Source organism: Bacillus cereus group sp. MYBK30-2 (assembly GCF_051915945.1).
Taxonomy (GTDB): domain Bacteria; phylum Bacillota; class Bacilli; order Bacillales; family Bacillaceae_G; genus Bacillus_A; species Bacillus_A paramycoides.
This window is the reverse complement of the sequence record NZ_JBQAFR010000002.1, coordinates 1,005,353-1,028,207: the sequence shown is the minus strand read 5'-3', so window position 1 is coordinate 1,028,207 and position 22,855 is coordinate 1,005,353. Positions and strand designations below refer to the sequence as shown.

The following is a 22,855-nucleotide window of genomic DNA, read 5'->3' as shown; positions in this document are numbered from 1 at the left end:
ATCCCAAGTGTTATTTTGAAAATTGGTAATGAAATAGCTCATCTCTCCTTTCGATAATACACACCATTAGGGTTGCAATAACATAAAAGTTATATTTTACCTTATTGTAGTTTGAATGCACAAAAAATAATCCCCACCATGTAATATTAGGTGGGGATTATTTCAATTTTCTGCTGAATATATAATATCTAAATTTCCATTTTGATCAGTCTTGAAAATCGGAGCAATCTGCTCCTCCTGTTCTTCGACTGAAACAAGTTTTCGAGCACGATCCATAATTCTAACAAGCATTGCATAATCTTCTTCGATTGCTTGTTGTTTTTTTGTGAGAACAGCCAATTTTGCTTCAAGTTCATTATTCGTGTTTTGCAGGGAAGTGAGCTGATCTTGTAATACGTCATTTTCAGTTTGTAACTTTGTGAGTGAAGGATTATGGTACTCCAAGTTTTGCAAAAATGAGATGACATTTTGCATTGTAAGATCTTGTTTATTTGGCGGAATATCTTCTGCAAACTTGGCATCGATTACGAGTTGTTTCGTTTGTGAGAACTGCTCTTTTTCTATTTTAGCTTCCGAACGCTTTAATTCTTTACGTTGTCTTTTTGCAAGTTGCACCGCATCTTCATAATTTGGTCTTACTTCAGCATTCCATCTAAATCCACAAGCTGCTGAAGTTCGGTTTAATGTATTGCCAACTTCATCGAATGCTTTTATTTGTGTACTTCCGCTGCGAATATGTCGTAAAACAGTTTCTGCTAAAAGGAGATCGTCTTCTTTTGTCCAGGCATCTTGACGTGTTTTCATAAGCGAAGCCTCCGTAATAGTGACGTTTTCGCTTATATTACCCTTTATTCTTCGTTTTATGCGAACTTTGTAATCTTTCATAAACGGTAGACAGCGCTTGTTCAAATTTTCCTGTCGTTTTCGGTTTATAATATTGCTTGTTTTTTATTTTATCAGGTAAGTATTGCTGTTGTACCCAGCCGTTTGGATGATCGTGTGGATATAAGTATCCGATGCCTCTACCTAGCGATTCGGCTCCTTTATAGTGACTATCTTTTAAATGACTTGGAATATCGCCAGTTTGACCATTACGTAGATCGTGTAGTGCGGCATCGAGTGCTTTATAGGCCGAATTTGATTTCGGTGATAGGCAAAGTTCGATAACGGCATTTGCAAGTGGTATGCGTGCCTCTGGGAAGCCGACCCGTTCAGCTGATTCAATCGCTGCAAGTGTACGTGGGCCAGCTTGTGGACTTGCAAGTCCGATATCTTCATATGCCATAATAAGAAGACGTCTACCAATGCTTTGTAAGTCACCTGCTTCAATAAGACGTGCTAAATAATGAAGTGCGGCGTTCACATCACTTCCGCGTACTGATTTTTGAAAAGCAGATAAAACGTCATAGTGAGCATCGCCACCTTTGTCGTGAACAAAACTCTTTTTCTGTAAACATTCTTCAGCGATTTCGAGTGTGATTTCAGCCGCTTGGTCGTCTGTAGTAAAGCTAGATAAAACAGCAAGTTCAAGTGCATTGTAAGCTGAGCGCATATCACCGCCCGAGGCATTTGCGAAATGAAGGAGAGCTTCCTCTGTGACAATGACATCATATTCTCCAAGCCCTTTTTCTTTATCTTCAAGCGCTCGTTTTAAACCAATTAAAATATCATCTTCTGTTAATGCGTGTAATTCGAAAATTTGACAACGGCTTCGTATAGCAGAATTGATAGCATGGAACGGATTGCTTGTCGTTGCACCGATTAAAGTAAGGAGTCCGCTTTCTAAATGAGGTAATAGAAAGTCTTGCTTCGCTTTATCTAACCTGTGAACTTCATCCAAAATTAAAACGAGATGGCGATGCATTTTTGCTTCTTGTACGACAACTTCCATATCTTTTTTATTATGAGTAACAGCGTTTAAGAGGCGAAACGGCGTTCCGGTACTTCCTGCAATTGCGCTTGCAATCGATGTTTTTCCTGTGCCTGGAGGACCGTATAAAATCATTGATTGAAAATGGTTTGCTTGGACCATCCGCCATAAAATCTTTCCTTCACCAACTAAATGCTGTTGTCCAATAATGTCTTGAATCGTTGTTGGACGCATTCGATGTGCGAGTGGTTGTTTCATTTTGACCGTCTCCCTTAATATGTAATCTCATTGTATCGTATCATTTTTTATGTGAAAAATTGAAATATATTGCGGTGTTATTTGTATATTAATATTAAATATTCTTATTTTTCTTTCAATTGTAATAATTCCCGAGTTTTTCAATGTGATTTTATGTTATCATTTTGTTACACAAGTTGAAATTTCTTATAATACTATATTATGCTATAATTTCATAGGATTTTAAATTGTGTTCTTTTACGAATAAAGATATAACCAATAGAAGTGAAAATTTGAAAAGAGGTGCAAAATAGATGAAGATTTCAACAAAAGGCCGTTACGGCTTAACAATTATGATCGACCTTGCAAAAAAGTTTGGTGAAGGTCCAATTTCATTAAAATCAATTGCGCAGGCACATGACTTATCTGAGCATTATTTAGAGCAATTAATTTCGCCGCTTCGTAACGCTCGACTTGTAAAGAGTACGCGTGGTGCATACGGTGGATATGTATTATCTGATCAACCGGCTAACATTACAGCTGGGGATGTAATCCGTGTACTAGAGGGGCCAATTAGTGTTGTGGAAATGATAGAGGAAGAAGAACCTGCACAACGCCAATTATGGATGCGTGTTCGTGATGCGGTGCAAGAAGTATTAGATAGTACAACTTTAGAAGATTTAGTACGTTATGAGGAAGAAAATCATGGGGGCTATATGTTTTACATTTAATTCCTTGTGAAACGATTTGGAAAGAAGGAGATTTAATGGAACGCATTTACTTAGATCATGCCGCGACATCTCCGACTCACCCAGAAGTGGTCGAAAAGATGATTCCATATATGACAGAAGTATTTGGAAATCCGTCTAGTATTCATTTTTATGGGCGTCAAACGCGCCATGCGGTAGATGAGGCGAGACGTGTGTGTGCACGTAGCATTCATGCAAATCCAAATGAAATTATATTTACGAGCGGTGGTACAGAAGCTGATAATTTAGCACTTATAGGTGTAGCACGCGCGAATCGTCATAAAGGTAACCACATTATTACAACGCAAATTGAACATCATGCGATTTTGCATACATGTGAAGTGCTAGAGCGTGAAGGGTTTGAAGTGACGTATTTACCTGTTGATGAAACAGGGCGTGTTCAAGTTTCTGATATAGAAGAAGCGTTAACAAGTGAGACAATTCTTGTATCTATTATGTTCGGGAATAATGAAGTTGGGACAATACAACCAATTGCGGAAATAGGAAGGCTGTTAAAAGAACATCAAGCTTATTTCCATACAGATGCTGTACAAGCTTACGGTTTAGTAGCAATTGATGTGAAAGAACTTGGAATTGACCTATTATCAATTTCAGCTCATAAAATTAACGGTCCAAAAGGTGTAGGATTTTTGTATGCTAGTACAGATGTGAAATTTGAACCGTTATTAACAGGTGGGGAGCAAGAAAGAAAACGTCGTGCTGGTACTGAAAATGTACCTAGTATTGCCGGACTTCAACATGCAGTTTCGCTAGCTGAAAAAACTCGTGAGCAAAAAAATGCCCAATATGAAGAGTTTAAAGATATAATGGTATCTGTCTTCAAAAATGAGGACATTCATTTCGAGGTAAACGGAAACTTGGAATATCGCTTACCGCATGTGTTGAATATAAACTTTACAGGAATGAACATTGAACCATTTCTTGTAAACTTAGACTTAGCTGGCATTGCAGTATCAAGTGGTTCTGCTTGTACAGCTGGTTCGATTGATCCATCACATGTATTAGTAGCGATGTTCGGAAAAGACTCCGATCAAATACGTTCATCCGTACGCTTTAGTTTCGGACTTGGAAATACGAAAGAGCAAATTGAAAAAGCTGCGTACGAAACAGTGAAAATCGTGAAGCGATTAACACAAAATTAGCATGGGAGGTGACATGATGAACAAACTACCTCAAGAAACACGCGTTGTCATCGGGATGTCTGGTGGCGTCGATTCATCTGTAGCAGCTCTTTTATTAAAAGAGCAAGGTTATGATGTAATCGGAATTTTTATGAAAAACTGGGATGATACAGATGAGAATGGTGTCTGTACAGCAACAGAAGATTACAATGATGTAATTGAAGTGTGCAACCAAATCGGTATTCCGTATTATGCAGTAAACTTTGAAAAACAATACTGGGATAAAGTATTTACGTACTTTTTAGATGAGTACCGAGCTGGGCGTACACCAAATCCAGATGTAATGTGTAATAAAGAAATTAAATTTAAAGCATTTTTAGAGCATGCAATTGCACTTGGTGCTGATTATGTAGCAACAGGTCATTACGCACGCGTTGCTTATATGGACGGCGAATATAAAATGCTTCGCGGCGTTGATGATAATAAAGACCAAACATATTTCCTGAATCAATTAAGCCAAGAGCAATTATCAAAAACAATGTTCCCATTAGGTGAATTAAAGAAACCGCAAATTCGCGAAATGGCGAAAGAAGCTGGTTTAGCGACAGCGGCGAAGAAAGATAGTACTGGCATTTGCTTCATCGGTGAGCGTAACTTTAAAGATTTCTTAAGCAACTATTTGCCAGCACAACCAGGTGTGATGCAAACATTATCTGGTGAAGTGAAAGGGAAACATGATGGTTTAATGTACTATACAATTGGACAACGTCATGGTCTTGGTATTGGTGGTAACGGTGATCCGTGGTTTGCTGTTGGGAAAAACTTGAAAGAAAACATTTTATATGTTGACCAAGGATTCCATAACGAACTTCTATATGGTGATGAAGTTATTGCTACGAATGTAGGCTGGGTAAGTAATAAAGCGAAGGAAAAAGAATTTACATGTACAGCGAAATTCCGTTATCGTCAAGCAGACAATAAAGTAACGGTTCAAATCGTTGATGAAAATACAGTTCGTATTCTTTGTGATGAGCCAATTCGTGCGATTACGCCAGGCCAAGCAGTTGTTTTCTATGATGGAGATGAGTGCTTAGGCGGTGCTACAATTGATGAAGTATATCGTAGTGGTAAGAAATTAGATTATTTAGGATAGAACAAGAAGCCTCTGCCGATTAGCGGTTAGAGGTTTCTTTTACATAAAGCGAATTTTCGTTCGCTTGAAAAATACATTCTTTGTTATAATTTGTTGTAGAGGTGAAGGACATGTCAAACAAACTTGAAACAGGTATTCAATATATGCAAGAAGGAAACTGGGAAGAAGCAGCTAAAAACTTTACGGAAGCAATTGAAGAAAATCCGAAAGATGCGCTTGGATACATTAACTTTGCGAATTTATTAGATGTATTAGGTGATAGTGAGCGAGCAATTTTATTTTATAAACGTGCATTAGAATTAGATGATAAATCTGCGGCTGCTTATTATGGTTTAGGGAATGTATATTACGGTCAAGAGCAATTTACAGAAGCAAAGGCTGTATTTGAACAAGCGATGCAAGCAGGACTACAATCAGCTGATGTAACATTTATGCTAGGTATCACACATGTGCAACTTGGAAATGATCGTCTTGCATTGCCATTTTTACAAAGAGCAACTGAATTAGATGAAAATGATGTAGAAGCTGTATTCCAATGCGGACTTTGCTTCGCGCGACTAGAACATATTCAAGAGGCGAAACCTTATTTTGAAAAGGTATTAGAAATGGATGAAGAGCATGCAGATGCGTATTATAATTTAGGTGTTGCGTACGTATTCGAAGAAAATAACGAGAAAGCTCTTACTTTATTTAAGAAAGCAACTGAAGTTCAGCCAGATCACTTTTTAGCTGGTAATGGTATTCGTTTATTAGAGCAAGAAGCTGAATAAAGTGAAATTATAGTTTAATGCGCAGTTACCCCTCATCTAAAGAGTGTGCAACAGGTGGGGGATGTACTGCTCATTAAAGTGAAAAGAAATCGGAAAGGAGAGGAAAGATGGGAAATCAACATGCAATGGATTTGTTTGAGGAAGAGAAAAAATTTATAAAAGCGCAAGTTCTTCATACCATTTTCCACAACGAAGAAAACCTCTATTCCGTTGTCAGTATGAAAGTCATTGAAACGAATGAAACATACGACGAAAAAAAAGTAATGATAAACGGTCATTTTCCCCGTATGCATGAAGATGAAGTGTTTACATTAACAGGTCATTTTAAAGACCACCCAAAGTATGGAAAACAATATTTAGTTGAAACGTTTAAGAAAGAATTGCCACAAACAAAAGCAGGTATGGTGCAGTATTTAGCGAGCGATTTATTTAAAGGGATTGGAAAGCGTACGGCTGAAAAAATCGTGGACCATCTTGGTGAGCATGCCATTTCTAAAATTATGGATGATCCTGATGCGTTAAATGGTGTTGTAAACAAGCAAAAAGCGCAGGAAATATATGAGACGATTATTGAGCACCAAGGGTTAGAAAAAGTGATGAGTTTTTTAAATGGTTACGGTTTTGGGACGAAGCTTTCAATTAAAATTTATCAGCAATATAAAGAGATGACATTAGAAGTGATTCGTAATAATCCATATAAGCTTATTGAAGAAGTGGATGGAATTGGTTTTGGGAGAGCAGATGATATAGGGCGTGCATTAGGTATATCGGGCAATCACGACGACCGTGTACGTGCGGGATGTTTTTATACATTAGAGAATGTGTCATTACAATTTGGTCACGTTTATATGGAAAAAGGTCAGCTTGTAAGAGAAACGATGTCACTTTTAAATAATCAAGAAGGCAGAGTGACTGAGGAAGACATTGTAGGCTGCGTTGAAATGATGCAAAGTGAAGGGAAAGTCATTATAGAAGAAGAGCGAGTGTATTTAGCTTCTTTATTCTATTCTGAGAAAGGCGTTGTAAAGTCAATTCGTCGTCTTATGAATCAAGAAGAAACTCCTTCATTCCCTGAAGCAGAAGTGTTAAAAACATTAGGAGAAATTGAAGAACAGTTGAAGGTGCAGTATGCACCGCTTCAGCAAGAAGCAGTTCAAACTGCACTTCATAAACCGATGATGTTATTAACAGGTGGACCAGGAACGGGGAAAACAACAGTTATTAAAGGAATTGTTGAAATGTATGCGTCATTGCACGGATTATCACTAAATCCAAATGAATATAGTGATGATAATCCATTTCCAATACTATTAACGGCCCCGACAGGAAGAGCGGCGAAGCGAATGAGTGAATCAACAGGACTTCCAGCTTGCACAATTCATCGTTTGCTTGGTTGGACGCCAGAAGGTTCTTTCCAGCGTAATGAAACTGACCCGGTTCAAGGGAAGTTACTCATTATTGATGAGTTTTCAATGGTTGACATTTGGCTTGCAAATCAGCTATTCAAGTCGCTTCCGACAAATATTCAAGTTATCGTTGTAGGCGATGAAGATCAGTTGCCATCTGTAGGCCCTGGACAAGTGTTAAAAGACTTATTGAATGCAGGTGCAGTTCCGACAGTCAAACTTACAGAAATTTATCGTCAAGCGGAAGGATCATCTGTTATTCAGCTTGCCCATGCGATAAAAGATGGAATGCTACCACCAGATTTAGCGGAAAACAAAAAAGACCGTTCGTTTATTGCTTGTACAGGAAATCAAATTGTTGAGGTTGTCAAAAAGGTTTGTGAAAATGCAAAGACAAAAGGATTTAGTGCAAGAGATGTACAAGTATTAGCGCCGATGTACCGGGGACCTGCTGGTATTAATGTGCTGAATGAAGCGTTGCAAGAAGTATTTAATCCGAAAAAAGAAAAGAGTAAAGAAATTGCTTACGGTGATGTTGTATACCGAAGAGGTGATAAAGTACTACAATTGGTGAATCAGCCAGAGAGCCAAGTGTTTAATGGTGATATCGGAGAAATCGTTTCGGTGTTTTATGCGAAAGAAAACGTTGAGCAACAAGATATGATTATCGTTTCATTTGATGGGATTGAAGTAACGTATACAAAGCCAGATTTAAATCAAATTACACATGCATATTGTTGTTCGATTCATAAATCACAAGGTAGTGAATTCCCGATTGTTATTATGCCGATTGTAAAAAGTTACAATCGTATGTTACGTCGTAATTTAATTTACACGGGCATTACGAGAAGTAAAAAATTCCTTATTATTTGCGGAGAGGAAACAGCTTTTCAATCCGGTGTAAATCGCCTTGATGATGCAATGCGTCAAACGACTTTAGCTGGTCGATTGCAAGAATCACAAGGAGAGGTACAGATGGTAACGGTTAATGGTGAAGAAATGGACGTGGAAAACATTTCACCGTATGATTTCATGTAACAAGGTGAGATTATATAGTGAAACTTTCAAACGTACAACGTTGAAAGGCTCTAGCATGTATAAATGAATGCGGTTTGGACATAATGGCGAATAGAATCTGGGAGACTGTGAGGAGATGAAAGCCATATGTTCAGTTGTCCAAATTGCAAAGGGAAAGACATTGGAAAAATAGGTGTCAACCAATTTTATTGCTGGAATTGTTATATTGAATTATCGGTTTCAAAGGGGAAAATCCATACACATCAAGTAGAGGAAGATGGTTCATTAAGCTCTCTTGATGATTTATTTGATGAGAATGAGAGAACGATCGGATAACGAAAAGGGGGATCTACTTTGAATCTACGCAATTCATTAATCGCATTAGGTGTTGGGGCTGCAGCATATCGATATGCTCGCAAGCAAGATGTATTTTCAAAACGCAATATGAAAAAAGCGCGTAAGATGATTAAGTCTTATTTATAATCATTTCGATAAAGTGAAAAACTCCCTTATTGACGAGGGAGTTTTTTTACGTGTTCATATGCAAATATAAAAGTCCGATTTCCGAGAAAACATAAGATAGACCGTAACATCCAACTCCAAGTATTCCATAATGCCATAATTGCTTCGCTCTTTCTTTTCGCGAGGAACGAATAAAGAAACCTTTCCAAATGCCAAACCCGATACAAATCCATTCAAGAATCATAAAAAGTGCGGATAATACGAGCATAAATAAAACCATAATTAGCCTCCTGATTATATTTTGATTTTTTGTATTCTCAGGGGTGGTTGTCCTTATTATGTTAAATATATGTACGTCTTTAAAAAACAGTATGGTCTGTATGAAAAGATTTTAAAAGTTTTGCACATAACCTACCCTATTTATTTTCAAAATAAAGGTGGAGGAGGTTTTTCGTGTGAAGAATCTTAAAATCATTTGGATATATCGTTTAGGATTATTGTTACTCGTTTTTCTTTGTTTGCTTGTCTTTTTAAAAATTAAGCCGCTATGGGCACCGATTATTTTTGTGTTTAAAATGGCAATTACACCATTTCTTATTGCGTGTTTCATTGCATATTTATTACACCCGTTAATTGAAAAAATCCATAAGGAAGGGATGCCACGCACACTTGCTATTTTGCTCATTTATGTCCTTTTCTTCGGCGGGATTGGCTATGGAATTTATAAAGGAACGCCAATTGTTATAAAGCAGTTGCAAGAGATTAATGAACAATTTCCGCAGTTTACAAAAATGTACGATTCTTGGATGGATGGGGTAACAGAACAAACAGCGAATTTCCCATCATTTATTCATGAAAAGGTGAAACAAATTTTTGTTGGTGTAGAAATGAAGATTCAAGCGCTTTTGAATAAAGTAATGAGCACAGCTCGTGGTGTACTGGATTCATTGCTCATTATTTTCTTAATTCCGTTCATTGTATTTTACATATTAAAAGACTACGGTGAGTTTTATCATATCTTTTGGAAACTAGTTCCAAGTAAATGGCGTAGTACAGGACAAATGCTCGCGAAAGAAATTGACAAGTCACTTGGAAGCTATATTCGAGGACAGTTATTTGTTTGCTTAGTATTAGGGGGAGTATCCGCTCTTTCTTTTTGGTTTATCGGTATGAAATATCCATTGCTGCTCGGTATTATTATTGGGGTAACGGATATAATCCCGTATTTTGGCCCTATTTTAGGAGCCATTCCGACATTGATGATCGCGGCAACGGTATCAACGAGTTTACTCATTAAGGCGGCAATTACAATTGCGATTTTGCAATTTGTTGAAAGTAATATTTTATCTCCTTACATCGTTGGTAAGTCGCTCCGTATGCATCCTGTTATTATTATGTTTGCATTACTAGTTGGGGGAGAAGTTGCGGGGATTGTAGGCTTACTAATATCGGTTCCTATTTTAGCGGTCATTCGTACAGTGATCGTTCATGTAAGGCCTCTTTGGAAAAGAGAAGATATTTAATGTGAAATCCCTCTATTTATAGAAATAGAGGGCTTTCAATCTGCCTATTTAGGTAGTTGTTCTTTTATTTGCTGAACAATCCCGCTCACATCATTTGTTTGAATATGTTTTATTATTTTCCATTCATCATCATACATAAATACAATTTGATTGCTGAAAAGTCGTTTCTGTTCTTTTAGATTAGAAATTTTTGCGAAAGAGTACTCTTCAAATATAGGGTTCTTGCTTAAATCTGGTCCGTAAAAGAAGAGCCTTTTGTTCGTCAAGATTAACAGTCCTGGCCTTGCGACGGAACGATAGATAAATATATCTAATGAACATGCTGCATAAAAAAGGATTTTTTCGTCAGTAGTTAACATTTCTTTAGCTTGATTCAATAAAGTTGTCATTATAATCGCTCCTTTATTGTTAATAATTTAATTATAACAAAAATGTAATATTCAGAAAAGTTCGCAGGGATATTTTTATGAGGATAGTACGATTTATTAATAAATGCATAATATATTAAAAGGCTGTTAAGAATGAATAGTAGAATAACTATGGTTAATAAGCAATTGATACAATATAAATGATTATCTACATTGACAAACTTAAGAGAATTCTATTATATTTAGTCATATAATACATTAAATCAATGACGGAACAAGTATGTTACAGTCCATTTATAGAGAGAAGCTTCCACTGGCTGAAAGAAGCTTTAAATGAAGGGTACCAGAAAGCTAATCCTGAGAGCAGCTAATCACTGCCGTCTTGCCACGTTACGGCACCATGAGGTGATGAATTGATTGTTATAATAATCAATTCATAATTAGGGTGGTATCGCGAGTTAACTCTCGTCCCTTTTATAGGGGCGGGAGTTTTTTATATTTAAGGAGGAAAATACAATGAAACAACTAACAGGCGCTCAAATTCGTCAAATGTTTTTAGACTTTTTCCAGGAAAAAGGACATGCAGTAGAACCTAGTGCATCACTAGTTCCACATGAGGATCCATCTCTTCTATGGATTAACAGTGGTGTAGCGACATTAAAAAAATATTTTGATGGCCGTGTAATCCCGCAAAATCCACGTATTACAAATGCTCAAAAATCAATTCGTACAAACGATATTGAAAACGTAGGGAAAACAGCTCGTCACCATACATTCTTTGAAATGTTAGGAAACTTCTCAATCGGTGATTACTTCAAAGAAGAAGCAATTACTTGGGCTTGGGAATTCTTAACGAGCGACAAATGGATCGGATTCGATAAAGAATTACTATCAGTTACAATCCATCCAGAAGATGAAGAAGCATTCACAATTTGGAATGAGAAAATGGGTGTTCCAAAAGAGCGCATCATCCGCTTAGAAGAAAACTTCTGGGATATCGGTGAAGGACCAAGTGGACCGAATACAGAGATCTTCTATGACCGTGGAGAATCTTACGGTAATGACTTTAGTGACCCAGAATTATATCCAGGTGGAGAAAATGAGCGTTACTTAGAAGTATGGAACCTTGTATTCTCTCAATTTAACCATAATCCAGATGGTTCATATACGCCACTTCCTAAGAAAAACATCGATACAGGAATGGGTCTAGAGCGTATGACATCTATCGTTCAAGATGTGCCTACGAACTTTGATACAGATCTATTCATGCCGATGATTGGCGCGACAGAATCAATTTCTGGTGAGAAGTATCGTAATGGCGACTTAGAAAAAGATATGGCGTTTAAAGTAATTGCTGACCATATTCGTACAGTAACATTCGCTGTTGGTGACGGTGCTCTTCCATCTAACGAAGGCCGTGGTTATGTATTACGTCGTTTATTACGCCGCGCTGTTCGTTACTCGAAAAAATTAAATATCAACCGTCCATTCATGTTTGAATTAGTACCGGTTGTTGGAGAGGTAATGAAAGACTTCTATCCAGAAGTACTTGAAAAGAAAGATTTCATCGCAAAAGTTGTGAAAAATGAAGAAGAGCGTTTCCATGAAACACTTCATGATGGTGAAGCAATTTTAGCTGAAGTAATTGCAAAAGCGAAAGAAGAAAAAACAACTGTTATCTCTGGCGTAGATGCGTTCCGTCTATACGATACGTACGGTTTCCCGATTGAATTAACAGAAGAATACGCAGAAGAAGCTGGTATGACAGTTGATCATGAAGGCTTTGAAGCTGAAATGGAAAAACAACGTGAGCGTGCACGTGCTGCTCGTCAAGACGTTGATTCTATGCAAGTTCAAGGCGGTGTCCTTGGCGAAGTTAAAGTAGCGAGCGAATTCGTTGGTTACGGTACAGTTGCAACCGAAAGTAACGTTGTTGCACTTGTGAAAAATGGTGAGTACACAGATAGCTTACAAGCAGGTGAAGAAGGACAGTTAATTCTTGACGTAACACCATTCTACGCTGAGAGCGGTGGACAAATTGCAGACCGTGGTTACCTTCTTGCTGACGGCGTGAAAGTTTTTGTAAAAGACGTACAAAAAGCACCAAATGGTCAAAACTTACACAAAGTTGTTGTTGAAGAAGGTACATTAACGAAAGAAGCGGCTGTAAAAGCTGTTATCGATACGAAAAACCGTAGTAGCGTTGTGAAAAACCATACAGCAACTCACTTACTGCACCAAGCATTAAAAGATGTACTTGGAACGCATGTTAACCAAGCTGGTTCTCTTGTAACTTCTGAACGTTTACGCTTTGATTTCTCTCACTTCGGTCAAGTACAAGCTGACGAATTAGAAAAAATTGAGCGTATCGTAAACGAAAAAATTTGGGAAAGTATTGATGTTGCGATTTCTCAAAAAGCAATCGAAGAAGCGAAAGAAATGGGCGCGATGGCATTGTTCGGTGAAAAATACGGAGATGTTGTACGCGTTGTACAAGTAGGCGATTATAGCTTAGAGCTTTGTGGTGGTTGTCACGTTGATAACACAGCTTCTATCGGTATTTTCAAAATTGTTGCTGAGTCTGGTATCGGTGCAGGAACTCGTCGTATTGAGGCGGTAACTGGTAAGTCTGCATACGAATTAATGAACGATCAAGTAGGTTTATTAAAAGAAGCAGCAGGAAAAATGAAAACAAATCCGAAAGATATTTTAACAAGAGTTGATGGTTTATTTGCTGAAGTGAAACAACTTCAAAAAGAAAACGAATCTCTTGCTGCGAAATTAAGCAATATCGAAGCTGGAAACTTAACTGATTCAGTAATGACAGTTGATGGAGTGAACGTATTAGCAGCGAAAGTAAATGTTGCAGATATGAACAACTTACGTACGATGATGGATGACCTTAAAAATAAATTAGAGTCTGCAGTTGTTGTATTAGCGTCTGTAAATGATGATAAAGTAAACATTTTAGCTGGCGTAACGAAAGATTTAATTAGCCAAGGTTACCATGCAGGTAAGCTTGTAAAAGAAGTAGCTTCTCGTTGTGGCGGTGGCGGTGGTGGCCGTCCTGATATGGCACAAGCAGGCGGTAAAAACCCAGCGCAAGTTGAGGAAGCTTTAGCATTTGTACAAGAGTACGTTAAATCTGTTTCAAAATAAAGAGATAGTAGTGTACAATGGTAGGGAGAGGAGAAGTTCTTCTCCCTATACTTACTACTTACAAGTGAGGTGCTTGAAATGGACGGTTTTGATAAAACAATGAAGTTTAGCATTCAAGATGAAAAACAGAGTGTCCATGTAAACGATGTACTTTTAACTGTGTATGATGCACTTCAAGAAAAAGGCTATAATCCGATTAACCAAATCGTCGGTTATTTATTAAGTGGAGACCCAGCATACATACCTCGCCATAAAGATGCTCGAAGCATCATTCGCAAGCTTGAGCGTGATGAGTTAATTGAAGAGCTTGTGAAGTCTTACTTGAAACATCATCGTGAGGAGTAGTTTATGCGGATATTAGGTTTAGATGTAGGTACAAAAACAGTCGGAGTTGCAATTAGTGACGAAATGGGCTGGACAGCACAAGGATTGGAAACAATCAAGATTAACGAAGAACGAGGTCAATTTGGTTTTGACCGTATTTCCGAGTTAGTAAAACAGTATGATGTGGACAAGATAGTAGTAGGTTTACCTAAAAATATGAATGGTACAATTGGCCCACGTGGTGAAGCTTGCCAGCAATTTGCAGAAAACCTACGAGAGCTGTTACAATTAGACGTTGTAATGTGGGACGAGCGTTTGTCGACGATGGCAGCGGAACGTCTGCTCATTTCAGCTGATGTAAGCCGTAAGAAGCGAAAGCAAGTAATCGATAAGATGGCTGCAGTCGTAATCTTACAAGGATTTTTAGATAGTAAATAAGAGGTGACCAAAATGGAAGAAAATCAAATTACAATTGTAGACGAAAAAGGTAACGAACATTTATGTGAGATTGTTTTCACTTTTGATGCTGAAAAATTTGGAAAAAAATCATACGTAGTCTTCTCTCCAATCGGTGAAGTAGACGAAGATGGAGACCAAATTTATGATGCAATGGCTTATGAGCAAAATGAAGAAGAGGGCGGAACTTTACTTCCAATCGAATCTGAAGAAGAGTGGGAAATGGTACAAGAAATGTTCAACACTCTAGCTGATGAGGCAGATCAAGACGCAGAATAGTAAGTACTGAAAAGATGGACGACATATAGTCCATCTTTTTTGTTTTTATATGTAAAATAAAAGATTTTTTGTCGAAACTGCGTAATCCTTTGTAGTATAATGAGACGGATTGTAGAAAAATAAAGTGAAACTTTAATCAGTGGGGTTTTGTCCATCCCCACTAATTATTAGCCCACACCAATCGGGATAAAACGTCTATCTAAAAAAGATAGGTGAGTTTGTTGTGGTTTTCCATCGTGTTGTATAGAAATATGTCCAAATGGTCTACAATTGAATAAGGAGGAAGAGTTTTGGTAGAGAATCAAGTGAAAAAGAAGCGTAGACGCATTTTTTTATTTTCGATTATTGCATTGCTCTTAGTTTGTGGTTCAGTCTATGCGTATATTTCATCGGCGTTAGGACCGGTTGATAGCGAGAATAAAAAAGAGATTGAAGTAGAGATTCCAAAGGGGTCATCTACAAGCAAAATTGGTGAGATTTTAGAAGAAAAAGGTGCTGTGAAAAACGGTACAGTATTTAGCTTTTATACGAAGGCTAAATCAAAAAGTTTACAAGCAGGTACATATTTATTAAATCCTTCGATGAGTGCTAACGATGTCATTGAACAAATGTCATCGGGCAACGTACATCGTCCGGCTCTTTATAAAGTGACGATTAAAGAAGGAGCACAAGTAACTGAAATTGCAGAAGTGATTGCGGCAGAATTAAAGTGGAATAAAGATGATGTTATACGTCAATTAAACGATAAGGCATTTGTTCAAAAAATGCAGCAAAAGTATCCGAAGTTATTGACTGACAAAATCTTTGATAGCAATATTAAATATCCATTAGAAGGTTATTTATATCCTGCAACGTATTCGTTCTATAAGAAAGATACGACATTAGAAGAAATCGTAATGCCGATGCTTGAGAAAACGAATGCAATCATTGTTCAAAATGAGGCGAAAATGAAAGCGAAGAACTGGGATGTTCATCAGCTTCTTACGCTGTCTTCACTTATTGAAGAAGAGGCTACTGGTTTTACAGATCGTCAAAAGATCTCTAGTGTTTTCTATAATCGTATAGCGAAAGGTATGCCACTTCAAACGGATCCGACGGTATTATACGCGCTTGGAAAGCATAAACAACGTGTATTATACGAAGACTTAAAAGTGAACTCACCGTACAATACGTATGTTGTGAAAGGATTGCCAGTTGGACCGATTGCAAACTCTAGTAAACATTCAGTAGAAGCAGCGTTAGAACCCGCGCAAACAGATTATTATTATTTCTTAGCTGCACCAAGTGGTGAAGTGTATTATGCGAAAACATTAGAAGAACATAATGCATTAAAGCAAAAATATATAACGAAAAAACAGTAAAATGGGGAGGGGTAGCGAAAAAGGTCGCACATCCCTCTTTTTTATGATAAAATATATCGGGTTAAAAACTGGCAGAAGAATCGTTTTTAATATCAAAACGGGACGTACAAGCTAAGGGTGAAGCTGGCTTGTATTTTTATTGCATTCTATGTGTGAAAAGACAAAGTTTTACGCGTCATAGAGGCACTTCTCCATGTAAATAAGGAGGACCAATTATGGAGGATGCAGTTAACGAGTACCTATTATCATTTATTGATCCAAAAGATAAATTAATTCTTGAAATGGAAGAGTATGCAACAGAAAACCATGTGCCGATTATGGATCGACTTGGAATGGAATTTATGCTGCAATTTTTACGTTTAATTGGACCGAAAAGCATTTTAGAGCTTGGAACAGCAATCGGTTATTCTAGTATTCGTATGATGCAAGCTATTCCGAATTCTCGCATTGTGACAGTAGAGCGCAATCGCGAACGATATGAAAAGGCACTTGAATATATAGAATGTTCCCCGGTAACAGACCGTATCTCTGTTATTTACGGTGATGCTTTAGAAACGGGCGAACAAGTGAAAGAACATGGAACATTTGACGTTATTTTTATTGATGCAGCGAAAGGGCAATATCGTCGCTTTTTTGACTTATATGAACCGTTATTAAATCCTGGTGGCGTTATTATTTCAGATAATGTTATGTACCATGGCCTGGTAACGACAAAAGAGAAAATTGAAAATAGACGTACACGTGGTTTGATTCGTCGTATTAAGACGTACAATGAATGGCTTATGAACCATGAAGGATATGATACAACGATTTTCCCGATTGGTGATGGAGTGGCTGTAAGTAAAAAGAAAGGGTGACAAAGGTATGAAGAAACCTGAATTGTTAGTAACGCCTAGAGCAGTGGCGGATATCGAACCTCTTGCAAAAGCAGGAGCAGATGCAGTAATGATCGGTGAACAAAAGTTTGGTTTACGTTTAGCAGGAGATTTTTCACGTGAAGATGTGAAAGAAGCTGTAAACATTGCACATGAAAATGGTGTGAAAGTATACGTTGCAATGAATGCGATGTTCCATAACGATAAAGTAGAAGAATTAACGGACTATGTTGCATTTTTAAATGAGATACATGTAGATGCGATTGTTTTCGGAGATCCAGCGGTATTAATGGCTGTTCGTGAAGTTGCACCAAACATGCAGTTACACTGGAATACAGAAACGACAGCAACAAACTGGTTTACTTGTAACTATTGGGGACAAAGAGGTGCGAAACGCGCTGTATTAGCTCGTGAGCTTAGCTTAGATGAAATTGTTGAATTAAAAGAAAATGCTGAAGTGGAACTTGAGGTGCAAATTCACGGTATGACTTGCATGTTCCAATCAAAGCGTTCATTAGTCGGAAACTACTTTGAGTATCAAGGTCGTAATCTCGATATTGAAAAGAAAAAGTATGAAGAGAATATGTTCTTATATGATCCAGAGCGCAATAATAAATATCCAATTTATGAAGATGAAAATGGTACTCATATTATGAGTCCAAACGATATTTGTTTCATTGATGAGTTAGAGGAACTAATCGATGCTGAAGTTGATAGCTTAAAAATCGAGGGTGTACTAAAAAGTTCTGAATACATTATTGAGGTAACGAAGAAATATCGTAAAGCAATTGATTTATGTGTAGAAGATCGTGATGCGTATTATGACGTGAAAGACGATTTATATAACGAGATAGAAGAAATGCAACCAGTAAATCGTCCGTTAGATACAGGGTTCTTCTTTAAAGAGACGGTTTATTAAACGAGGAGGGTGTAGGAAATGACTGTACAAGAAATTTCACGAGTGATCGATGGCAAACGCGTTATTGTGAAGAAACCTGAACTGTTAATCCCTGCGGGTAACTTAGAAAAATTAAAAGTAGCTATCCATTATGGGGCAGATGCTGTATATTTAGGTGGACAAGAATTTGGTCTTCGTTCGAATGCAGGTAACTTTACGCTAGAAGAAATGGCAGAAGGCGTTGAGTTCGCAAAGAAATATGGAGCAAAAATATACGTAACTACAAATATCTTTGCACATAATGAAAATATGGACGGGCTAGAGGAATATTTAAAAGGGATTGAAAAAGCTGGCGTAACGGGAATTATCGTTGCCGATCCGCTTATTATTGAGACATGTAAACGTGTAGCGCCTTCTGTTGAGGTGCATTTAAGTACACAACAATCACTATCCAACTGGAAAGCAGCACAGTATTGGAAGGAAGAAGGTTTACATCGTCTCGTATTAGCTCGTGAAGCAAGCTATGAAGAGATGAAAGAAATTAAAGAAAAAGTGGATATTGAAATTGAAGCATTCGTCCATGGTGCAATGTGTATCGCATATTCAGGAAGATGTACATTAAGTAACCATATGACAGCGCGTGACTCTAACCGTGGTGGTTGTTGTCAATCTTGTCGCTGGGACTATGATTTAGTTCAAACAGTATCACAACATAAAGATGCAAAAGAGCTTCCTCTATTCCAAGAAGAAGATGCTCATTTTGCGATGAGTCCAAAAGACTTAAATTTAATTTTATCAATTCCGAAAATGATTGAAATTGGAATTGATAGCTTGAAAGTTGAAGGACGTATGAAATCTATCCATTACGTAGCGACTGTAGCAACTGTATATCGTAAAGTAATTGATGCGTATTGTGCGGATCCGGATAATTTTGAGTTTAAACAAGAATGGCTAGATGAGCTTGATAAATGTGCAAATCGTGATACAGCTCCTGCATTCTTTGAAGGGGTTCCAGGACATCAAGAGCAAATGTTTGGAAATCATAGTAAGAAAACAACGTATGATTTCGCTGGTTTAGTGTTAGATTATAATGAAGAAACGGGCATCGTAACGATTGAGCAACGTAATCATTTCAAACCAGGACATGAAGTGGAGTTCTTTGGACCAGAAATAGAAAACTTTACGCAGACGGTGGAGAAAATTTGGGATGAGGATGGAAACGAATTAGATGCAGCGAGACATCCGTTGCAAATCGTGAAATTCAAAGTGGATCAACCAGTGTATGTGAATAATATGATGCGCAAAAGCATACTTCAATAAGAAAGAGTGATAGTCGAATGGGGACGAATAAGCCTGTTGTAATTGGAATTGCTGGTGGCTCAGGATCAGGTAAAACGAGTGTAACGAAAGCGATTTTTGACCATTTTCAAGGTCATTCTATTTTAATCTTAGAGCAAGATTATTATTACAAAGATCAAAGCCATTTACCAATGGAAGAGCGTTTAAAAACAAATTATGATCATCCGCTTGCGTTTGATAATGATCTGTTAATTGAACATTTGCAGCAGTTGCTTGCATATGAGCAAATTGATAAGCCTGTATATGACTATACATTGCATACGCGTTCAGAAGAAATTATTCCAGTTGAGCCGAAAGATGTAATCATTTTAGAAGGAATTCTTATTTTAGAAGACCCACGTCTTTGTGAGTTAATGGACATTAAGCTATTCGTTGATACAGATGCTGACCTTCGTATTCTGCGCCGCATGCAACGTGATATTGAAGAGCGCGGTCGTACGATGGATTCAGTTATTGATCAATACGTAAGTGTTGTACGTCCAATGCACAATCAATTTATTGAGCCTTCTAAGAAATTTGCGGATATTATTATCCCTGAAGGTGGACAAAACCACGTTGCAATTGATATTATGGTGACAAAAATTGCAACAATTCTTGAACAAAAAGTAAATTTGTAATAGCATAGTAAAAGATATTCGATAGGAAGGGATTTTTTCCCTTCCTATCGAATACAATGAAACATGCAACCTCATCTATATATAGGTGAGGGCATATTTATATCAAGTTTCCATACATATCTTCTTTATGTAAAGAAAAATTGGGAATAAGGGGTTGTATGTGACAACTCCGCTAGTGCAAGCGTACTAGAAACCTCCGCTATACATAAAAGCGGGGGAGTTTTCATATGGAACTCCTCTTTTTTCAGGGGATTGGTATATAAAAGGAGTGGAAAATATGGCAACAGAAAAAACATACCCTATGACGCAAGAGGGTAAGCAAAAACTAGAGAACGAAGTTGAGCAATTAAAAACAGTAAGACGTAAAGAGGTTGTAGAGCGTATTAAGATCGCACGTAGCTTCGGAGATCTTTCTGAGAACTCTGAGTACGATGCAGCGAAAGATGAGCAAGCATTCGTAGAAGGACGTATTACACAACTGGAAAACATGATTCGTAATGCGGTTATCATTGAAGACAATGGTGAAGAGTCTACAGTTGTAACATTAGGTAAAACAGTAACATTTAAAGAGTTACCAGGTGGAGACGAAGAAGCTTACACAATCGTAGGTAGCGCAGAAGCAGATCCATTCGAAGGAAGAATTTCTAACGATTCTCCAATCGCAAAAAGCTTATTAGGTAAGCAAATTGGTGAGAAGGTAGCAATCCAAACACCAGGTGGAGAAATGCAAGTAGAAATTATCTCTGTAAAATAATAAAAAAGATTCTCCCAATTGGGGGAATCTTTTTTATTATTTTAACTTTTTTATACAAATAAAAAGCTGTTAGAACTTTCAAACGGTTCGACAGGAAAGGACAATAAACTACTAAATAGTTTGATATCATAATTGAGGACTTTAAGTATATTGAGGTAATATAGCTTTAAATTTTGCAGTTTGTATAAATAAAACAGTACCTCGTCTAAACTACAATAGACGAGGTGTTTTTTTTATGAAAATGAAACGGAGAATTATAATTGTTTTAATTTGTTTTATGGGTATGATTTTTTTATTACTTTGTCGTTTAATCCAAATACAGATTATAGATACAGAATCGTTTACTGACCGAAATATTAATTTGATTGAAAAAAGTGTTACGCAGCGCACACAATCACTTACAGTAGATAATGGAAGAGGTCATTTTATAGATCGAAATGGTAAGGAAATTGGTGAAGAGAAATATCCAGTTTTAATTATTTTCCCATTTTTACAAATAAAAAATGACATGTTAGAGAAAATTGCGCATATCATTGGTGTGTCGAGACAAGAGATAAGACTGCAAATAAAAAATAAGAATGAAGCATTTATATTACGAAGGGGGAATATCCCATTTCAATTAACGGTCGAGCAGATGGAGAAGGTAAATCGCTTAGATATTTTAGGTATTGTAGCAGCAGAAGTTCGATTGAAGCAAACGGGAGAGGCAAATCATTTAATAGGTGATGTGGGAGAGAATGAACAGGAATTTCAAAAGCGTTATGGAGAAATGAAAAAACTTTCGAAACAAACGCCAATTGGTATTTCCGGATTGCAGCAATCATTTGATGAATTTTTACTAACTGATGGAGAGGCGAAAGTACTATATCAAGTGGATCGACAAGGAGAACCGATTTTCGGGAAACAGGCGAAATATACTTCACCAGGAAATCCATTTTATCCAGTTACTATTCAAACGACAATACATAAAACGTTGCAACGCCAGGCAGAAAAGATTATCGATGAAAACGGAATAAAAAAAGGTGGGTTAGTATTACTAGACATAAAGAATAGTGAAGTTTTAGCAATGGTAAGTAAGCCATCTTTACAGATGAGTGATAGGAGTGTATATAAAGCTACACTTGAAAATCAAATGTTAACTCCTCATTTTCCGGGGTCTGTTTTTAAAACAGTGGTTGCAGCAGCAGTAATTGATGAGAATTTGGTGCGGTTTAATCGTGCATTTAACTGTAATACGGATTTATACGATGAAAATCTGCCACAAGTTATGATGGGGTCATTAAATTTTAAGGAAAGCTTTGCTAGAAGCTGTAATCGGACGTTTGCCGCATTAGGTAACGAACTAATGCAAAAGGATAGTGAAGTTTTAGAAACGTACTTAGAGGCCTTAGGAGCAAGTCAGAAGGTAGGGTGGAAAGGTTCCGTATTTCATACACCGGAATTTGAGCAATTGCCAGAAGAAAAGAGTGCTATTATTTGGGGAAGCGAAGAAAATAAAGATAGTAGAAAAGCGATTGCCCAAACGATGGTCGGACAAAAAGATGTACGCGTGTCACCTCTAGCTATAGCGAATATGATGGCGACAATTGCTAGAGATGGAGAGAAGCTGGAAGTGAAAGCTGTGAAAAAAATAGTGTATAAAAATGGAACCGACTTTTTTACATTTGAAAACCATAAATTAAATGGGAAACAACTTTCTTATGAAACGGTGAAAAAACTACAAGAGTTATTAAGAGGCGTTGTAACGATGGAGAAGGGAACAGGAACGGCATTTCGTTCGTTACCACTAAGTGTCGCTGGAAAATCTGGGACGGCACAAACAGGAAAAGGAACGAAGGTGAATCGCTGGTTTGCAGGTTATTTTCCATATGAAAACCCAAGATATGCTTTAGTTGTAGTTGATATAGAAACAGATAGTAACGTAAATGTAGTTACACCAGTTTTTACAGAACTGGTAGAAGCAATTCATCAATTAGAAAATGAAAAGTAATCTTGCAATTATTTATGAAATGTTTTCATTTCGTGAAAATATTATTGTAAATGTTCAACCTTTCTAGATTTAATGTTACAATAGCA

Annotated in this window: 23 protein-coding genes and 1 other annotated feature; of the genes, 19 read left to right on the top strand and 4 right to left on the bottom strand. The window is 37.3% G+C overall.

What is annotated here, in order from left to right; genetic code table 11:
* Positions 1 to 162: 162 nt before the first annotated feature.
* Positions 163 to 804, bottom strand: a complete 642-nt coding sequence (locus ACTFQM_RS16950) for an RsfA family transcriptional regulator (RefSeq protein ID WP_440035298.1) — start codon at positions 802 to 804, stop codon at positions 163 to 165.
* Positions 805 to 841: 37 nt separating this feature from the next.
* On the bottom strand, positions 842 to 2,128 hold the full coding sequence (locus ACTFQM_RS16945; protein ID WP_025147352.1) for a replication-associated recombination protein A: 1,287 nt from the start codon (positions 2,126 to 2,128) through the stop codon (positions 842 to 844).
* 293 nt (positions 2,129 to 2,421) lie between these two features.
* Here ACTFQM_RS16945 and cymR point away from each other — a divergent pair, with 293 nt between their 5' ends.
* The 7 genes from cymR to ACTFQM_RS16910 all read left to right on the top strand — a co-directional run bounded on the left by cymR (position 2,422) and on the right by ACTFQM_RS16910 (position 8,827).
* A complete protein-coding gene (cymR, locus tag ACTFQM_RS16940) occupies positions 2,422 to 2,838 on the top strand; it encodes a cysteine metabolism transcriptional regulator CymR (protein ID WP_000704116.1) in 417 nt (138 codons plus the stop codon).
* A 35-nt stretch (positions 2,839 to 2,873) separates the two neighbouring features.
* Positions 2,874 to 4,019, top strand: coding sequence for a cysteine desulfurase family protein (locus ACTFQM_RS16935; protein ID WP_440035297.1), 1,146 nt, complete (start codon positions 2,874 to 2,876; stop codon positions 4,017 to 4,019).
* 16 nt (positions 4,020 to 4,035) lie between these two features.
* A complete protein-coding gene (gene mnmA / locus ACTFQM_RS16930; protein WP_002173573.1) occupies positions 4,036 to 5,151 on the top strand; it encodes a tRNA 2-thiouridine(34) synthase MnmA in 1,116 nt (371 codons plus the stop codon).
* 110 nt (positions 5,152 to 5,261) lie between these two features.
* Positions 5,262 to 5,921: a tetratricopeptide repeat protein gene (locus tag ACTFQM_RS16925; protein ID WP_440035296.1), complete on the top strand. Its 660-nt coding sequence runs from the start codon at positions 5,262 to 5,264 to the stop codon at positions 5,919 to 5,921.
* A 107-nt stretch (positions 5,922 to 6,028) separates the two neighbouring features.
* Positions 6,029 to 8,365, top strand: coding sequence for an SF1B family DNA helicase RecD2 (recD2, locus tag ACTFQM_RS16920; RefSeq protein WP_440035294.1), 2,337 nt, complete (start codon positions 6,029 to 6,031; stop codon positions 8,363 to 8,365).
* A gap of 126 nt (positions 8,366 to 8,491) precedes the next feature.
* Positions 8,492 to 8,680, top strand: coding sequence for a hypothetical protein (locus tag ACTFQM_RS16915; RefSeq protein WP_000490499.1), 189 nt, complete (start codon positions 8,492 to 8,494; stop codon positions 8,678 to 8,680).
* 18 nt (positions 8,681 to 8,698) lie between these two features.
* The gene (locus tag ACTFQM_RS16910) at positions 8,699 to 8,827 is read left to right on the top strand and encodes a YrzQ family protein (RefSeq protein ID WP_002173570.1); all 129 of its coding nucleotides are present in this window, start codon (positions 8,699 to 8,701) and stop codon (positions 8,825 to 8,827) included.
* 46 nt (positions 8,828 to 8,873) lie between these two features.
* On the opposite strand, the gene ACTFQM_RS16905 is transcribed toward ACTFQM_RS16910, so the two are convergent.
* Positions 8,874 to 9,086: a hypothetical protein gene (locus tag ACTFQM_RS16905; RefSeq protein WP_002173569.1), complete on the bottom strand. Its 213-nt coding sequence runs from the start codon at positions 9,084 to 9,086 to the stop codon at positions 8,874 to 8,876.
* Between the two features lie 175 nt (positions 9,087 to 9,261).
* Between ACTFQM_RS16905 and ACTFQM_RS16900 the strand changes: the two genes are divergently transcribed.
* Positions 9,262 to 10,329: an AI-2E family transporter gene (locus tag ACTFQM_RS16900; RefSeq protein ID WP_002173568.1), complete on the top strand. Its 1,068-nt coding sequence runs from the start codon at positions 9,262 to 9,264 to the stop codon at positions 10,327 to 10,329.
* A gap of 44 nt (positions 10,330 to 10,373) precedes the next feature.
* Here the strand turns inward: ACTFQM_RS16900 and ACTFQM_RS16895 are convergent, their stop codons facing one another.
* Positions 10,374 to 10,718 carry a PH domain-containing protein gene (locus ACTFQM_RS16895; RefSeq protein ID WP_002173567.1) on the bottom strand — a complete coding sequence of 115 codons (345 nt, stop codon included), beginning with the start codon at positions 10,716 to 10,718 and terminating at the stop codon, positions 10,374 to 10,376.
* A 236-nt stretch (positions 10,719 to 10,954) separates the two neighbouring features.
* Positions 10,955 to 11,173 (top strand) — a binding site (T-box leader).
* Between the two features lie 40 nt (positions 11,174 to 11,213).
* Here ACTFQM_RS16895 and alaS point away from each other — a divergent pair.
* The 11 genes from alaS (at position 11,214) to ACTFQM_RS16840 (ending at position 22,769) form a co-directional block, all read left to right on the top strand.
* Positions 11,214 to 13,856, top strand: coding sequence for an alanine--tRNA ligase (gene alaS, locus ACTFQM_RS16890; protein WP_440035292.1), 2,643 nt, complete (start codon positions 11,214 to 11,216; stop codon positions 13,854 to 13,856).
* 78 nt (positions 13,857 to 13,934) lie between these two features.
* Complete coding sequence (locus ACTFQM_RS16885; protein WP_000348590.1) at positions 13,935 to 14,201, top strand: IreB family regulatory phosphoprotein; 267 nt, start codon at positions 13,935 to 13,937, stop codon at positions 14,199 to 14,201.
* Between the two features lie 3 nt (positions 14,202 to 14,204).
* Positions 14,205 to 14,618 carry a Holliday junction resolvase RuvX gene (gene ruvX, locus ACTFQM_RS16880; RefSeq protein ID WP_001221197.1) on the top strand — a complete coding sequence of 138 codons (414 nt, stop codon included), beginning with the start codon at positions 14,205 to 14,207 and terminating at the stop codon, positions 14,616 to 14,618.
* Positions 14,619 to 14,630: 12 nt separating this feature from the next.
* A complete protein-coding gene (locus ACTFQM_RS16875) occupies positions 14,631 to 14,915 on the top strand; it encodes a DUF1292 domain-containing protein (protein WP_002173565.1) in 285 nt (94 codons plus the stop codon).
* A 290-nt stretch (positions 14,916 to 15,205) separates the two neighbouring features.
* Positions 15,206 to 16,276, top strand: a complete 1,071-nt coding sequence (mltG, locus tag ACTFQM_RS16870) for an endolytic transglycosylase MltG (protein WP_440035289.1) — start codon at positions 15,206 to 15,208, stop codon at positions 16,274 to 16,276.
* 215 nt (positions 16,277 to 16,491) lie between these two features.
* Positions 16,492 to 17,133: an O-methyltransferase gene (locus tag ACTFQM_RS16865; protein ID WP_002173563.1), complete on the top strand. Its 642-nt coding sequence runs from the start codon at positions 16,492 to 16,494 to the stop codon at positions 17,131 to 17,133.
* A gap of 7 nt (positions 17,134 to 17,140) precedes the next feature.
* Complete coding sequence (locus ACTFQM_RS16860) at positions 17,141 to 18,070, top strand: peptidase U32 family protein (protein ID WP_002173562.1); 930 nt, start codon at positions 17,141 to 17,143, stop codon at positions 18,068 to 18,070.
* 18 nt (positions 18,071 to 18,088) lie between these two features.
* Positions 18,089 to 19,369 carry a peptidase U32 family protein gene (locus ACTFQM_RS16855; protein ID WP_000217969.1) on the top strand — a complete coding sequence of 427 codons (1,281 nt, stop codon included), beginning with the start codon at positions 18,089 to 18,091 and terminating at the stop codon, positions 19,367 to 19,369.
* A 17-nt stretch (positions 19,370 to 19,386) separates the two neighbouring features.
* On the top strand, positions 19,387 to 20,025 hold the full coding sequence (udk, locus tag ACTFQM_RS16850; RefSeq protein ID WP_002173561.1) for a uridine kinase: 639 nt from the start codon (positions 19,387 to 19,389) through the stop codon (positions 20,023 to 20,025).
* 277 nt (positions 20,026 to 20,302) lie between these two features.
* The gene (gene greA / locus ACTFQM_RS16845; protein WP_002173560.1) at positions 20,303 to 20,779 is read left to right on the top strand and encodes a transcription elongation factor GreA; all 477 of its coding nucleotides are present in this window, start codon (positions 20,303 to 20,305) and stop codon (positions 20,777 to 20,779) included.
* A 235-nt stretch (positions 20,780 to 21,014) separates the two neighbouring features.
* The gene (locus tag ACTFQM_RS16840; protein ID WP_440035288.1) at positions 21,015 to 22,769 is read left to right on the top strand and encodes a peptidoglycan D,D-transpeptidase FtsI family protein; all 1,755 of its coding nucleotides are present in this window, start codon (positions 21,015 to 21,017) and stop codon (positions 22,767 to 22,769) included.
* The last annotated feature ends 86 nt before the right edge of the window (positions 22,770 to 22,855 follow it).

Excerpts from the sequence above, each read along its gene's own strand:
- ACTFQM_RS16855 (WP_000217969.1), top strand. The coding sequence starts at position 18,089 with ATGACTGTACAAGAAATTTCACGAGTGATCGATGGCAAACGCGTTATT.
- ACTFQM_RS16860 (WP_002173562.1), top strand. The coding sequence starts at position 17,141 with ATGAAGAAACCTGAATTGTTAGTAACGCCTAGAGCAGTGGCGGATATC.
- ACTFQM_RS16925 (WP_440035296.1), top strand. The coding sequence starts at position 5,262 with ATGTCAAACAAACTTGAAACAGGTATTCAATATATGCAAGAAGGAAAC.
- ACTFQM_RS16895 (WP_002173567.1), bottom strand. The coding sequence starts at position 10,718 with ATGACAACTTTATTGAATCAAGCTAAAGAAATGTTAACTACTGACGAA.
- cymR (WP_000704116.1), top strand. The coding sequence starts at position 2,422 with ATGAAGATTTCAACAAAAGGCCGTTACGGCTTAACAATTATGATCGAC.
- ACTFQM_RS16865 (WP_002173563.1), top strand. The coding sequence starts at position 16,492 with ATGGAGGATGCAGTTAACGAGTACCTATTATCATTTATTGATCCAAAA.
- recD2 (WP_440035294.1), top strand. The coding sequence starts at position 6,029 with ATGGGAAATCAACATGCAATGGATTTGTTTGAGGAAGAGAAAAAATTT.
- ACTFQM_RS16885 (WP_000348590.1), top strand. The coding sequence starts at position 13,935 with ATGGACGGTTTTGATAAAACAATGAAGTTTAGCATTCAAGATGAAAAA.
- greA (WP_002173560.1), top strand. The coding sequence starts at position 20,303 with ATGGCAACAGAAAAAACATACCCTATGACGCAAGAGGGTAAGCAAAAA.
- mnmA (WP_002173573.1), top strand. The coding sequence starts at position 4,036 with ATGAACAAACTACCTCAAGAAACACGCGTTGTCATCGGGATGTCTGGT.
- ACTFQM_RS16905 (WP_002173569.1), bottom strand. The coding sequence starts at position 9,086 with ATGGTTTTATTTATGCTCGTATTATCCGCACTTTTTATGATTCTTGAA.
- ruvX (WP_001221197.1), top strand. The coding sequence starts at position 14,205 with ATGCGGATATTAGGTTTAGATGTAGGTACAAAAACAGTCGGAGTTGCA.
- ACTFQM_RS16840 (WP_440035288.1), top strand. The coding sequence starts at position 21,015 with ATGAAAATGAAACGGAGAATTATAATTGTTTTAATTTGTTTTATGGGT.
- ACTFQM_RS16875 (WP_002173565.1), top strand. The coding sequence starts at position 14,631 with ATGGAAGAAAATCAAATTACAATTGTAGACGAAAAAGGTAACGAACAT.
- alaS (WP_440035292.1), top strand. The coding sequence starts at position 11,214 with ATGAAACAACTAACAGGCGCTCAAATTCGTCAAATGTTTTTAGACTTT.
- udk (WP_002173561.1), top strand. The coding sequence starts at position 19,387 with ATGGGGACGAATAAGCCTGTTGTAATTGGAATTGCTGGTGGCTCAGGA.
- ACTFQM_RS16950 (WP_440035298.1), bottom strand. The coding sequence starts at position 804 with ATGAAAACACGTCAAGATGCCTGGACAAAAGAAGACGATCTCCTTTTA.
- ACTFQM_RS16935 (WP_440035297.1), top strand. The coding sequence starts at position 2,874 with ATGGAACGCATTTACTTAGATCATGCCGCGACATCTCCGACTCACCCA.
- ACTFQM_RS16945 (WP_025147352.1), bottom strand. The coding sequence starts at position 2,128 with ATGAAACAACCACTCGCACATCGAATGCGTCCAACAACGATTCAAGAC.
- ACTFQM_RS16915 (WP_000490499.1), top strand. The coding sequence starts at position 8,492 with ATGTTCAGTTGTCCAAATTGCAAAGGGAAAGACATTGGAAAAATAGGT.